This window comes from Exiguobacterium flavidum (genome assembly GCF_003344535.1).
Taxonomy (GTDB): Bacteria; Bacillota; Bacilli; order Exiguobacteriales; family Exiguobacteriaceae; genus Exiguobacterium_A; species Exiguobacterium_A flavidum.
The window spans coordinates 35462-48027 of the sequence record NZ_QPKS01000014.1; the positions used below are offsets into that span (position 1 = coordinate 35462).

Here is a 12566-nt window from a genome sequence, read left to right on the forward strand (position 1 = left end):
TATCGGGTGGAATGCTGAGGTTCGATAGGTTCAGCGTAAAAAAAATCTCCGCACGGATGCGGAGACCGGAGTCAATAGGTAGTGACCTGGAACAGCTTCTGGATGGCATAGAGCGTCAGCTTGAAGAGCGGGATGTCTTCCTGGAACTTCTCATAGTCTGCCGTGTATACGGCTCCGTCGTTCGTCCAAAGCTTCTTGAAGTAGCGATCGACCGACTGCGCGAAAGGAGAGGAGGCATCGACGCGGAAGTCGAGGTTCGTCTCCATGTTGTAGTCGTCAAGGTTGCGCGACGTGTAGTTCGCGCTGCCGCCGATGATCCGGCTCGTATCCGCCCCTTCGATATAGAGGAGCTTCGAATGATACTGCTCGGTCCCTGTCTGATACCAGCGGATCGAGAGGTGCTCTGAGCGCGTCTCATACAGTTCGGCAGCTACCGGAAGGTTCGGCAGACCGATTTTCTCCTGGCCGAAGGCATTCCGGTTCGGATCGAGGATCAGGCGCACCGTCACGCCGCGCTCTGCCGCGTCCTCGAGCGCGTCGATGATGTCACGGTCCGCGAGATAGAACATGCCGACCCAGACGATGTCGCCCGTCGTTGCATCGTCGATCGCTCCGACGACGGCGTCCTGGATTTGCTGCTCGGTGACGACTCGGGCTTCCCCGATCGGATTTTCGACGTCTTCTTTCGTCTCGAAGCGCGGGAAACGCTCCGCGTCTCCGCCTGAGAAAGCGAAGACGGCGCGTTCCGACTCGAGCAGGTCCTCCTGGATCTTGCCGTCTACGCGGAATCCGATGTTCGAATGATAGGCGCTCGCGTCATGCGGGTTCGCCGACAGGACGAGCGAGGTGTCCTCCGTGATGACGACCTTCCGGTGGTTCGCCTTGACGTTGAGGAGCCGCGCGTAGGAGCGGATAGTGACGTCAGGTGCGTTCGTGCCCATCGGATTCGGGATCCAGCCGTCCGTCGAGTTTCCCGTCCAGGAGAAGAGCGGACGCCAGACGCTCGAGTAGAGGACGTTCGGATCGCGCAAACGATCGAGGTCGGTAAAGACGACCTCTGCCCCGAGCTTCTCGAGCGGAGCGAGCGCCTCCGCCTCGTGCGAGCCGTAAGTCGTGTTGACGATGTCGCTGATGAACACGACCTTCAAATCGGGATGTCGCTCCATCTGCTGCTTGATGGCCTCCGTCAATTGGCTGCTCAGCTTCGGATAGAGGCGGTCCTCCTTGTGATAACCGTTGACGAGGAACAGGTCGAGGACGAGAAACTCTTCCGCCTTCCCGATCGTGTCGAAAAGTTCGTCGAAGATCATCTGATCGCTCCGGGATTGGCCATCGACCGAGTAGGTCGAATCCTCGAGGAACTTGACGTCATTGCTAGCGATTTGCCGCCATTCTCCCTGATAGGACGTGCCTTCAGGCAACGGTTTTACGCGGTTGTAGACACCGAATGAAGCGAAGAAAAGCAACAGCAGGATCGGGATGAGCCATTCCTTCCTGCGGTACCAGCGTCGTCTTGCCATATCCGCATTGCTCCTTTCTTAATCATCGTTCTAAGTACAGTATAGGGGACGGGGCATCGGGTTGGATAGCGGGGGCGGGTAACCCAATAATAAAAAATGGAAACAGGACCAAAAATAGGTATAGGAAAAAAGTCCTTATTTATCATAAAATGTTTGCTTTGTTAAGTATTATGGATTATGATTTGAATATTCTGAATAATCACTCATCCAACATAGGGGGTACATCACGTGGGCAAAAAGCAAAAATTAGGACTCGTCGTCCTGTCAGGCATCACGGCAAGTGCATTCGCATTCACTCCGGTCTTACCAGGTGGGAAGGTAAACCAAGTGGAAGCAGCAAGCGCGACGGTATCAGGCGCACCGATGGATTTGAACACAGTCGATCAGGAACGGCTCGGTAAGGCGCTCCAGAAGCGCGGCGTCATCTCGAAGGCGGCTTCGGCGAAGGAAGTGCAAAAAGCCGTCCAGCAATACCTCGAGCAGAAGGCGAACGGCAAACCGGCCGCACACGGCAAACACTCGGAGAAGGAACAGGAGTTCGACGCAAAGACAAAGGCCTTCCTGACGAAGCAGAAGGACAAGCTCGCGAAGCAGCTCGATAAAGGGCACAAGAACTTCAAGAAAGGAAAACCGAACGGCGCGGTCAAAGTCGACCCGGCGAAGCCAGCTACATACAATGGTGGCGTCCGCAGCGACAAGGTACTCGTTCTCTTGACGGAATACAGTGACTTCAAGCATAACAACGTCGTTCAGGAAGAAGGCTACATGTACGCCGACAACTTCAGCAAGGAGCACTACGAGAAGCTGATGTTCGGCGACGAGGAGTTCGAACTGTTCAGCGGAGACAAGGTCAAGACGTTCAAGCAGTACTACGAAGAACAGTCTGGCGGCAGCTATACGGTCGACGGGACGGTCTCGAACTGGCTGTCGGTTCCGGGCACAGCGAAGGACTACGGCAGTGACAACCCTGCCGGCGGAAACGATAACAATCCTGGAACGAAAGGTCCGCGCGGCCTCGTCAAGGACGCGCTCAACGCAGCGGTCGCTTCGGGAATCGATCTCGCGGAATACGATGAGTTCGACCTTTATGACCTCGACGGTGACGGCAATCAGAACGAGCCGGACGGTCTCGTCGATCACTTGATGATCATCCATGCCGGTACTGGACAGGAAGCTGGCGGCGGAACGCTCGGAGACGACGCAATCTGGTCACACCGCTGGGTACTCAACGGCGTCTATCCTGTAGCGAACACGACTGCGAAAGTCGGCTACTGGGGCGGAAAGATGGCAGCTTACGACTACACGGTTCAGCCTGAAGACGGCGCAGTCGGCGTCTTCGCGCACGAGTTCGGCCATGACCTTGGTCTGCCGGATGAGTATGACACGCAGTACACGGGACAAGGCGAACCGGTCGCTTCGTGGTCGATCATGTCCGGCGGAAGCTGGAACGGTCGCGTAGCGGGTACGGAGCCGACGAGCTTCTCGCCGCAAAACAAGGAATTCTTCCAAAAGACGATGGGCGGCAACTGGGCGAACATGACGGAGATCGATTACAGCGCGCTCGACAACAACGGCATCGCTGCGATCCTCGACCAGAGCGTCACGAAGTCGGCGAACCCTGGGATCATCAAGGTCAACCTGCCGGACAAACCTGTCAAAGGAATCCAGCCGGCGTTCGGTGAAAAGTATTACTACAGCACGAAAGGCGACGACCTTCATACGGCACTCACGACGCCTGAATTCGATTTGACGAATGCGACGAGTGCATCGTTCGACTTCAAGACGCTCTACGATGTCGAGTTCGAATATGACTACTTGTATGTCAACGCGATCGTCGATGGAAAGAAGACGCTTCTTGATACGATCGGCGACGACGATACGGACGGAGACGCTCGTGCAGAGTCGACGAAAGGCGCTTGGGTCGACAAATCATATGACCTCAGCCAGTTCGCAGGCAAAAAAGTCACGCTCGAGTTCGAGTACGTGACGGATGGCGGTCTCGCCCTCGACGGATTCGCTCTCGACGAAGCGAAACTGACGGTCGACGGAAAAGTCGTCTTCGAGGACGGCGCGGAAGGCGAAGCGAAGCTTGCGCTTGACGGCTTCGAAGTCTCGAACGGATTCGACTTCAAGAAACACTACTACTACCTCGAATGGCGCAACTACGCTGGATCGGATGTCGCGCTCCAGTACGCACGAGGCGTGAAATACAACACAGGTATGGTCGTATGGTACGGCGATGAAAGCTTCACGGACAACTGGGTCGGTGTACACCCGGGCGAAGGATTCCTCGGTGTCGTCGATGCGCACGCAGGGGCAATCGTCGGAACGCTAAACGGACAGCCGACGACGAACCAAAGCACACGGTACCAAATCGCTGACGCTGCCTTCAGCTACGACAAGGCACCAGCTTGGTACATCAACTCACCATCACGCGGAATCTATGACTACAAAGGCCTTGCAGGCGTGACGACGTTCGACGACGCGAACTCGTACATCAACAGCCTGATTCCTGACGCGGGTAAACTTCTGCCGAAACACGGACTCAAAGTCCAAGTCATCGGCGAAGCGAAGGACAACTCTGCTGGAGCGGTCTGGATCCACAAATGATGAATGGACGGGGCGGGATTTTCCGCTCCGTTTTTTTATATTTCGATATAGTTTTGGAAAAAAGATGGAAAATGAATTGGTAAGACAACTTGACTTAACGGCTTGTTGCACCTATACTGAAGTCAGCTCAATACGGTTATTGTCTTCACTGATTCACATTTTTGCGAACACTTTTCGTCGATCATGGGATTCGGGACAATAATGGATTGCTTTCATATGCGAGGCGTATGTATCGTATGTATTAGCTAATTTATTTTTGGAGGTTGTTCCCATGAACACAGGTAAAGTAAAATGGTTTAACGCAGAAAAAGGTTTCGGTTTCATCGAAGTTGAAGGCGGAGAAGACGTATTCGTACATTTCTCAGCAATCACTGGTGAAGGCTTCAAGACTCTCGAAGAAGGTCAAGAAGTTGAATTCGAAATCACTGAAGGCAACCGCGGCGCGCAAGCTGCTAACGTTGTAAAACTCTAATTTCGACTCTTCAACCGCCCGTCTCGCGACGGGCGGTTTTCTTTTCCGGTCAATTATCTTGAATTCAAGATAATCATTCGCTATACTGGAAACAACAACCAAATCAAAAGGAGTGGATCATATGGAACTGCTAGGCATTCATCATGTTTCGATCTTGACGGGGATGGCGGAGCGCAATTATCAATTCTATACACAGACGATGGGGATGCGCCTGATCAAACGGACGGTCAACCAGGACGACACGACGTCGTATCATCTGTTCTATGGGGACGCGGAAGGTAATCCAGGGACGGACTTGACTTTCTTCGACATCCCGCACCTCGGGACGGCGGTTCCTGGATCATCAAGCATCTCGTCGACGTCGCTGCGCGTCAAGACGACGGAGTCTCTTCGGTTCTGGAAGGCGCGGTTCGAGAAGCTCGGCGTCGACCATGACGAAATCAAGAAACGCGCCGGGCGCAACACGCTCGCCTTCCGTGATCAGGAGGGGACACGCCTCATCCTCGCGGCAGAGGACGGGGAAGCGGGAGTCGCAGGCGGCGTCCCGTGGAAACATGACGAGATTCCGGCGGAGCACGCGATCGTCGGGCTCGGGGCAGTCACGCTGACGGTCCAGGACCCGGAGCCGACCGCGCTCGTGTTGACGCACGTCATGGGCTTCCGGAAAATCGGCAGCTACACGGACGAAGGCCATGCGATCGACGTCTATGCGACGGGCGAGGGCGGCGTCGGAGCCGAGGTCCATCTCGAGGCACGGCCGGATCTCGCACCGGAGCGTCCGGGACGCGGCAGCGTCCACCACGTCGCGTTCCGCGTACCGGATTCAGCAGAGTATGACGAGTGGTACGAGCGTCTCTCGCAAGTTCGCCTGCCGAACTCCGGCAAGATCGACCGGCACTACTTCCAGGCGCTCTACTTCCGTGAGCCGAACCGGATCCTGTTCGAGCTGTCGACCGACACGCCGGGATTCGCGACGGACGAATCGGTCGAGACGTTAGGCGAGAAGCTAGCCCTTCCTCCCTTCCTCGAGCCGAAACGGGCTGAGATCGAGGCACGCCTGCGTCCGCTCGAAATCTGACAATCCTGTGACATGCACCCGTTCTTCCGTCACACCCTGTATAATGGGGTCAGCAACGTTTGAAAGGGTGACGGGATGTTACGCAACGTATTAGGTCAGTTCCGCATGATCGCGATTTTAGAAGGGATTTCATTTTTGGTTCTGTTGTTCATCGCGATGCCGCTCAAGTATATGATGGATATGCCGCAGGCGGTCGCTGTCGTCGGTGCTGCTCACGGAGTATTGTTCGTCATGTATGGGCTTTGGCTCGTCGTCGTCAAGTTCAAGTATCGCTGGTCGATTCTCAAGACGGGCATCGCCTTCCTTGCGTCGTTCATTCCGTTCGGGACGTTCGTCCTCGACCGGAAACTGAAAGAGGAAGCAGCGTAAGCAAAAATTGTGTATACTGGATACAGCACGGCTGTGGATAACTGTTTTGGTCAATGCGAAGCAGGTTATCCACAGCTTTTTTCTGTGGATTAATTTTAGGAGGGCACCATGTCAACATTCGAAACACTTCATATTCAAGAACTGTGGATAAAAAAACTGCAAAAACAAGGAATCAAGACACCGACACCGATCCAGGCGCAAGCGATCCCGCACCTGCTGACTGGACGAGACCTGCTCGGAAAGGCACAGACGGGAACGGGCAAGACGCTCGCGTTCCTGTTGCCGATCCTCGAGCGAATCGACCTCGAGCAGAAATCGGTCCAGGCGCTGATCGTCGCACCGACGCGTGAGCTCGCTCGCCAGATCGCGGACGAGACGCATAAGCTGATCCGCAACCTCGAGGACATCCGTGCGCTCGCCGTCTACGGCGGACAGGACGTCGTCAAACAGATCAACAAGCTCGACCGGATGCCGCAGATCGTCATCGGGACGCCTGGGCGTATCCTTGACCATATCGACCGGGGCACGCTCGATCTCCGCGAACTGAAGACGCTCGTCCTCGACGAGGCGGACCAGATGCTCCATATCGGCTTCCTGCCGGAGGTCGAGGACATCATCGCTGCGACGCCGCGCGACCGTCAGCTCGTCATGTTGTCGGCGACGATGCCGGACAAGGTCGAGAAGCTCGCGAAGACATATCTGAAGAACGCTGCGGAAGTCAGCGTCGAGGCGGAGAAGGTGACGGTCGACACGATCGATCAGCACGTCATCATGACGACGGACCGGCGCAAGCAGGTGACGCTCCGAGCGATGCTTGATGAGATGCGCCCATACGCTGCGATCATCTTCTGCCGGACACAGCGCCGCGCAAGCAAGCTGAACGAAGAGCTGCAGATGCAGGGCTACCCGACGGACGAACTGCACGGCGGCTTGACGCAGGCGAAGCGCGAGAAGGCGATGGCGAAGTTCTATCAAGGGAAGACACCGTTCCTGATCGCGACGGACGTCGCTTCGCGCGGACTCGACGTCACAGGTGTGACGCACGTCTTCAACTATGATTTGCCGGATGACGCCGAGAGCTACGTCCACCGGATCGGTCGGACAGGCCGGGCCGGGAACGACGGCATGGCGATCACACTCGTCACGCCGCGCGACGAACGCGCCTTCCGTGACATCGAACGGACACTCGGCATCGACGTGACGCCGATCACGGTCGAACTGTCGGAAGAGATGATCGCAAGCCAGCACGACCAGAGCAAAGGGTCGAGCAAGCCAGCCGAAGGGCGCGGCAACACGCGCCGTTCCTCGAACCGGCGGACGAACAATTCACGCCGGAGATGACGTGAGCAAAACAAAGGGAGTGAGGTCAATCGACCTCACTCCCTTATTGTCGTGCTCAGAAATTGCCGTAGACGATCTGGCCGCCGAGATGCCCGGTATAGGCGAGGAGTCCGCTGCCGATCAGTGCGGCGATCAAGGAGAGCACGACGAACAGCTTCCCTTTCGCCCGGTATCCGAGCAGAAGCAGGACGAAGGCGACGCCGAAACTGACGAGGCTGAACAGGGCGAAATGCTCATGGTCCTCGATCAGCATCTCACTCGCGTTCAAGTTCGCCTCAGCGAATTCCTCCGCGCCGTCACCGCTCAGGTAGGCGGCGACGCCGCTGAGCAATCCTGCAGCGATTGTCGCGAGCGCGAACAGGCGGGCCTGGACCCATTTGAGGCTGAACAAAATCAGGACGGTGGCGAAGAGCAAAAGGCCGATCGGCGCATGGACGAGCAGCGGGTGGAGCGGTACTCCGTTCAACATGGTGAGTCCTCCCTTGATCTGGATAAGAATCTACTATGAAGATACCCGCTTTTTCTGACAATCAGCTGACAGGCGCGTCAGGGAAACGGACGGTGAAGGTCGTCCCTTGTCCGTGTACGGATTCGACGCCGATCGTCGCCCCGTGGTTGTTCGCGATCGTCTTCGCGATGGCGAGACCGAGGCCGCTCCCGCTTCCGTGCCGCGCGTGGTCGCCGCGATAGAACCGGTCGAACAGGCGAGGGGTGTCCTTCTCATCGATGCCGATGCCAGTGTCGGTCACGCGCAAAGATGGTCCCTCCTCGTCCGTCAAAGAGATATGGATGACACCGCCATCACTGTACTGTACGGCGTTCTCGAGGAAGACGTGGACGAGTCGCCCGATCTGCTGATCGTCGCCCATGATGTGGATCGAAGGCTCGATTGACAGCTCGAGGTGATGGCCCGCCGGCAGGACGTGACGGAAGCGCTCGGCAGCGCGCAAGACCGATTCGCTGAGCGAGATGCGCGTCATCCGTGTCGACTGCCCTTCCCTTGCGATCAGGAGGAGATCCGAGATGAGCGACTGCATCGTCTCGGTCTCCGATTTGACGTCTTTCAGGACGAGTCGTCCTTCTTCGGTCAACGGTTCCGTCTCGAGCAGCTCGATGCCGCTGTAGACGATCGTCAGCGGCGTCCGCAGTTCGTGCGAAGCGTCTGAAGTGAACTGTCGCTGCCGTTCGAAGGCGGCCTGGATCGGCCGGACGGTCCGACCGGCGAGGAAGTAGCCGATCGCGGTCAGGAGGACTGTCGCGACGATCGCGATCGCGACGAGAAGAAGAATCAGTTGATTGAGCGTCTCCTTCGTCGGGGTGACGTTCTTTAGGAGCAACACCGTCCGATCATCCGATTCCCTCTTATGAAGGAGGATATTTCGTCCGGACCACTCCTGTTCGGTGAAAGCGTCGTCGGACCGTGCGAAGCGGTCGAGCGCTTCGGATTCCGCGAAGTCGGGGAGCGAGGAGAAGAGGATGCGTCCTTCAGGATTCCTGATCTCAAAATAGATGGTATCGGCTCCGCTGGTGTTTTCACCGTGCTCGATCCGTTCGAACAATTCACGGTCCGCGATACTCTCGAGCTGTCTCGATTCCATCCGGCTGAGCAGGTGCTCGGTCGAGAAGTAGAGCGTCCCGAGGATCGCAAGCAACAGGAGGAGGAAGGTACCCGTGTAGAGGAGCGTCAAGCGTCTGCGGACCGGCTCAAACATTGTCGTCACCGAGCCGGTAGCCGAAACCGCGTACCGTTTTGATGAGCGGCGGGGCGCCTGTCGACGCAAGTTTCTTGCGGACGAGCCGGACGAGCGCGTCGAGCGCGTTGTCTGTGATGTCGGCCCCGATTCCCCAGACGACCTCGATCAGCAATTCGCGCGTCATCGTCTGTTCCGGCCGGCGGAGCATCACGGCGAGTAGCTCGAATTCGCGCCGTGTCAGATCGAGCGGCGTGTCTTCGTAATGGATCGTCTGCGACATGACGTCGAGTTTCAACCCTTTGTATTCGAGCACGGGGACGAACGCTTTGCTCTGACGGCGGCTGAGGGCACGGAGGCGGGCGAGGAGCTCTGATGCCTGGAACGGTTTGACGAGATAGTCGTCGGCTCCGCTGTCGAGGCCATGGATGAGGTCGTGCTCCGTGTCGCGCGCCGTCAGCATGAGGATGCCGCCTTCGAACCCGTCCTTGCGCAGGCGCGAAGCGACCTCGATCCCGGAGTGGACCGGCATCATCCAATCAAGGACGACCAAGGCATAATGGTGCGCCTCACACTGGAGGAGAGCCTCCTCCCCATTCTCCGCCACGTCGACGAGATATCCTGCGCGCTCAAGATGCAGGCGTAACATCTTCGCGAGACGAGCATCATCCTCCGCCACTAGAATCCGCATGTCATCCATCCCTTCCCGTGCTTGTTTTCTTCATTATCCCATAAGATTCGTCAGGCGGCTGTCAGATTTTCAGCTTAAGGTAAGAGTATGAACTGAAGAAGGGGTGAGCGGGATGAAAGCGAAAAAACCTTATGGACGCTGGGTCGTCGGGACGGGCGGTGCCGCGTTCCTCGCCTTGATGATCGGACAGTTGAGCGTCGATTCCTCGAACGAGGGACAGACTGAATCGGCGCAAGGCAGTTACGCGCCGAGCGACGGCGAATGGAGCTCGGGCAACGATTCCTATGAGGAGAACGAAGACTGGGGAGAGGACAGCGAGTACGAGGATGAGTATGAGGATGAAGGAGAACGATGGGACGATGACGAGAGCGGAAGCTTTGCGCCCCCGTCGCAACCGGGTGAAGGACGCTCGGAGCGCTCGAAGTAGGTGGGCGCGATGGAAAAGCGTTTGTATGCCATGCATAACACCGTCCGCTTCATGACGCGGGACGGAATGAGCGAGGAGGAGTGGGAGAAGATATCCGCCTTTTTCCGCTATGTCGACGCCGAATGGTCCCGCTTCACACCGGACAGCGAGGTCAGCCGGCTGAACGGGCTTCGGATCGGAGAGAGCCTTCGCGTCTCGCTGCCGCTCGCTCGTCTCCTGCGCAAGGCGACGCGCTACCTCGAGCAGACGGACCGGCTGTTCTCCCCATATCTGCTCGAGCAGCAGCAGGCGAACGGCTACAGTCAGTCGTTTCCATTCACCGAGGCGGTCGCACAGACCGTTCCCTCGCCGGAACAGGCGATCCCGTTCGAGATCGAGGAACGGCACGTCACACGGGTCGGCGGCGGCCGGATCGACCTCGGCGGGATCGGCAAGGGCGCGGCCGCGATGCAGGCCGCTCAGCTGTTGCGGAAACAACATGCCCGCGGGATGGTCGAGGCGGGAGGGGACGTCATCGTCTGGTCGGACGGCACGCCTTGGACGATCGACATCATCCATCCGGAGACCGGTCAGGAGATGACGCAACTGACGCTCCGTCAAGGCGGGGTCGCCACATCCAATCGCCGGTACCGGTCGTGGAAGACCGATCAAGAGGATCGGCATCACCTGCTCGACGGCCGTACGGGCCGCTCGGTCACGACGTCCGTCGTCCAGGTGACGGCGATCGCGAACCAGCTGTATGATGCAGAGGTGATGACGAAGGTGGCCTTCCAGCTGACGGCCGAGGAGCGTCAGGACTTGCTGTTCGACTGGTTCCCGAACGCCCAGCTGCTCGTCGTCGAGGCTTCCAGTGAAATCACCTTGGAGAAGAAGGGGGAACGAATGCGATGGAATGGTTGAAATGGCTCTTCTCGACGTGGATGCTGATCCGCTTAGGCGGCTTACTCGGCCACTTCATGTTCACGGCATCATTGTTCGCCGGCTTGCTCGGATCGTTCCCAGCTCTGAAGCGGCACCGGGCGCTGCTCCATGATGTCCACCTCAAGAGCGGCTGGTTCGGTTTCCTTGCCGTCATCCTCCATATCGTGCTCTTGACGGTCGACCACTATGCGCCGCTGACGGTCAGCGAAATCCTGTTGCCGGGGAACGCCTCCTACGAAGCCCTCTGGAACGGCGTCGGCACGGTCGGTTTCTACCTGTTCGGGTTCGTCCTGATCAGCTCGGACTTCTTGAAACAGACGCTCGGACGACGGATTTGGAAGTTGACGCATTGGCTCGTCCTGCCGGCCTGGCTGCTCATGACGCTTCACGGCGTGATGGCCGGAACGGACAGCGGATCCCTTCTCGTCCTGTTATGGTATGTATTTGCGACGCTAGCTTTCGCAGGGCTCGTCCTCTACCGGATGACGCTTCGGAAACGGCCTGCCGTAAAACAGGAACGTTCGGCAAAAGGCTCCTCCTCAGCGTGAGGAAGAGCCTTTTTTCGCGTTCAACCAGCTCGTCCACGAGGCGAAGGTCGCGTCGCGGTTCTGGATGTAGTTGTGGTCGGTCTCGACGACCAGCTCCTCGAAGTTCGAGGCATCGACGAGCAAATCATGATGGAGCGACTTGACGCTCGTCTCGTCCGTCTCGGACGTCACGAGCAGGACGTCGCGGGCCGCGAGCGCTTCTTTCAGCGTCAGGAGATTCCACGTTTCATGATGTTCCTTCAGCTCCGAGAGCAAGGCGTGCGCGTCACTGCCGTTCAAGAAGACGGCACCGCGCTCGAGTACGCCGAGCAGCGTCGGTTCGTGCTCCGGATAATCATGGATCAATGACCCGACGAGTCCGAAGTTGAACGGGGAGATGGCGACGCATGACTTGATCATCGGCAAGGCCGCGAACGCATGGAGACCGACGAAGCCGCCCATGCTGTGGCCGACGATCGTCACGGCTTCGCGGTCTACATGGTGCGTTGCCGCGAATGCCTCCGACAGCACTTCGTCCATGATAGCCTCAGCGTCCTCGAGCGCGTGAGCGAACGTGAAGTCGCCGGGGCTTCCCCAGGAGCCGCGATATGTCGTGACGAGTACGTTGTATCCCTGCTTCTGCAGGTCGACGGCCCAGTCGATGTTGAGCTGTTTCCCGGGAAATCCGTGGAACAGGACGATCGTCGGGAAGGGTCCCGTCCCTGCCGGAGAATAGAGACGGCAAAAGAGCGGTTCGTTCCCTCCGCTCGGCAAAGAAAGTAAGGTCAGGTCTGCTTGAAGCGTCTTCGTTTCCATATGAATCTCTCCCTTGCTGACATGCTGTTCTTTCCAGTTTGATGGAAGTGGCTCCTGAAATCAAACGTTAAGTCTGTTAACAAAAAAACGAAGGCCGCAGCCT

Annotated in this window: 13 protein-coding genes; 8 read left to right on the plus strand and 5 right to left on the minus strand. The window is 57.7% G+C overall.

What is annotated here, in order from left to right:
• Positions 1-71: 71 nt before the first annotated feature.
• Positions 72-1520, minus strand: a complete 1449-nt coding sequence (locus tag DFG60_RS12435; protein ID WP_114572104.1) for a phospholipase D family protein — start codon at positions 1518-1520, stop codon at positions 72-74.
• A gap of 228 nt (positions 1521-1748) precedes the next feature.
• Between DFG60_RS12435 and DFG60_RS12440 the strand changes: the two genes are divergently transcribed.
• The 5 genes from DFG60_RS12440 to DFG60_RS12460 all read left to right on the plus strand — a co-directional run bounded on the left by DFG60_RS12440 (position 1749) and on the right by DFG60_RS12460 (position 7390).
• Positions 1749-4130: an immune inhibitor A domain-containing protein gene (locus DFG60_RS12440; RefSeq protein WP_114572105.1), complete on the plus strand. Its 2382-nt coding sequence runs from the start codon at positions 1749-1751 to the stop codon at positions 4128-4130.
• Between the two features lie 271 nt (positions 4131-4401).
• Positions 4402-4602, plus strand: coding sequence for a cold-shock protein CspD (cspD, locus tag DFG60_RS12445; RefSeq protein ID WP_114572106.1), 201 nt, complete (start codon positions 4402-4404; stop codon positions 4600-4602).
• A 121-nt stretch (positions 4603-4723) separates the two neighbouring features.
• Positions 4724-5680, plus strand: coding sequence for a ring-cleaving dioxygenase (locus tag DFG60_RS12450; protein WP_114572107.1), 957 nt, complete (start codon positions 4724-4726; stop codon positions 5678-5680).
• A 75-nt stretch (positions 5681-5755) separates the two neighbouring features.
• Entirely contained in the window at positions 5756-6049 is a 294-nt protein-coding gene (locus DFG60_RS12455) for a DUF3817 domain-containing protein (RefSeq protein WP_114572108.1), read from the plus strand.
• Positions 6050-6157: 108 nt separating this feature from the next.
• Positions 6158-7390: a DEAD/DEAH box helicase gene (locus tag DFG60_RS12460; protein WP_114572109.1), complete on the plus strand. Its 1233-nt coding sequence runs from the start codon at positions 6158-6160 to the stop codon at positions 7388-7390.
• Positions 7391-7445: 55 nt separating this feature from the next.
• Here DFG60_RS12460 and DFG60_RS12465 read toward each other — a convergent pair whose 3' ends face one another.
• The 3 genes from DFG60_RS12465 to DFG60_RS12475 all read right to left on the minus strand — a co-directional run bounded on the left by DFG60_RS12465 (position 7446) and on the right by DFG60_RS12475 (position 9772).
• Positions 7446-7859 (minus strand): DUF2231 domain-containing protein, encoded by a 414-nt coding sequence (locus tag DFG60_RS12465; protein WP_114572110.1) that lies wholly within the window; start codon positions 7857-7859, stop codon positions 7446-7448.
• Between the two features lie 61 nt (positions 7860-7920).
• Positions 7921-9102 carry a sensor histidine kinase gene (locus tag DFG60_RS12470; protein WP_114572111.1) on the minus strand — a complete coding sequence of 394 codons (1182 nt, stop codon included), beginning with the start codon at positions 9100-9102 and terminating at the stop codon, positions 7921-7923.
• A complete protein-coding gene (locus DFG60_RS12475; protein ID WP_114572112.1) occupies positions 9095-9772 on the minus strand; it encodes a response regulator transcription factor in 678 nt (225 codons plus the stop codon). The genes DFG60_RS12470 and DFG60_RS12475 overlap by 8 nt, the downstream gene beginning before the upstream one ends.
• A 112-nt stretch (positions 9773-9884) precedes the next feature.
• Here DFG60_RS12475 and DFG60_RS12480 point away from each other — a divergent pair, with 112 nt between their 5' ends.
• The 3 genes from DFG60_RS12480 to DFG60_RS12490 are packed head-to-tail and all read left to right on the plus strand — an operon-like array spanning position 9885 to position 11668.
• Entirely contained in the window at positions 9885-10199 is a 315-nt protein-coding gene (locus DFG60_RS12480) for a hypothetical protein (protein WP_114572113.1), read from the plus strand.
• A gap of 9 nt (positions 10200-10208) precedes the next feature.
• A complete protein-coding gene (locus DFG60_RS12485) occupies positions 10209-11099 on the plus strand; it encodes an FAD:protein FMN transferase (protein WP_114572114.1) in 891 nt (296 codons plus the stop codon).
• Complete coding sequence (locus DFG60_RS12490; protein WP_114572115.1) at positions 11087-11668, plus strand: hypothetical protein; 582 nt, start codon at positions 11087-11089, stop codon at positions 11666-11668. The genes DFG60_RS12485 and DFG60_RS12490 overlap by 13 nt, the downstream gene beginning before the upstream one ends.
• Here the strand turns inward: DFG60_RS12490 and DFG60_RS12495 are convergent.
• Positions 11660-12463 carry an alpha/beta hydrolase family protein gene (locus tag DFG60_RS12495; protein WP_114572116.1) on the minus strand — a complete coding sequence of 268 codons (804 nt, stop codon included), beginning with the start codon at positions 12461-12463 and terminating at the stop codon, positions 11660-11662. The two genes, DFG60_RS12490 and DFG60_RS12495, sit on opposite strands and share 9 nt — an antisense overlap.
• Positions 12464-12566 lie beyond the last annotated feature (103 nt).

Bases quoted from the DNA above. Each gene is read 5' to 3' on its own strand.
- DFG60_RS12460 (WP_114572109.1), top strand. From the start codon at position 6,158: ATGTCAACATTCGAAACACTTCATATTCAAGAACTGTGGATAAAAAAA.
- DFG60_RS12455 (WP_114572108.1), top strand. From the start codon at position 5,756: ATGTTACGCAACGTATTAGGTCAGTTCCGCATGATCGCGATTTTAGAA.
- DFG60_RS12480 (WP_114572113.1), top strand. From the start codon at position 9,885: ATGAAAGCGAAAAAACCTTATGGACGCTGGGTCGTCGGGACGGGCGGT.
- DFG60_RS12470 (WP_114572111.1), bottom strand. From the start codon at position 9,102: ATGTTTGAGCCGGTCCGCAGACGCTTGACGCTCCTCTACACGGGTACC.
- DFG60_RS12490 (WP_114572115.1), top strand. From the start codon at position 11,087: ATGGAATGGTTGAAATGGCTCTTCTCGACGTGGATGCTGATCCGCTTA.
- DFG60_RS12495 (WP_114572116.1), bottom strand. From the start codon at position 12,463: ATGGAAACGAAGACGCTTCAAGCAGACCTGACCTTACTTTCTTTGCCG.
- cspD (WP_114572106.1), top strand. From the start codon at position 4,402: ATGAACACAGGTAAAGTAAAATGGTTTAACGCAGAAAAAGGTTTCGGT.
- DFG60_RS12450 (WP_114572107.1), top strand. From the start codon at position 4,724: ATGGAACTGCTAGGCATTCATCATGTTTCGATCTTGACGGGGATGGCG.
- DFG60_RS12485 (WP_114572114.1), top strand. From the start codon at position 10,209: ATGGAAAAGCGTTTGTATGCCATGCATAACACCGTCCGCTTCATGACG.
- DFG60_RS12435 (WP_114572104.1), bottom strand. From the start codon at position 1,520: ATGGCAAGACGACGCTGGTACCGCAGGAAGGAATGGCTCATCCCGATC.
- DFG60_RS12465 (WP_114572110.1), bottom strand. From the start codon at position 7,859: ATGTTGAACGGAGTACCGCTCCACCCGCTGCTCGTCCATGCGCCGATC.
- DFG60_RS12475 (WP_114572112.1), bottom strand. From the start codon at position 9,772: ATGCGGATTCTAGTGGCGGAGGATGATGCTCGTCTCGCGAAGATGTTA.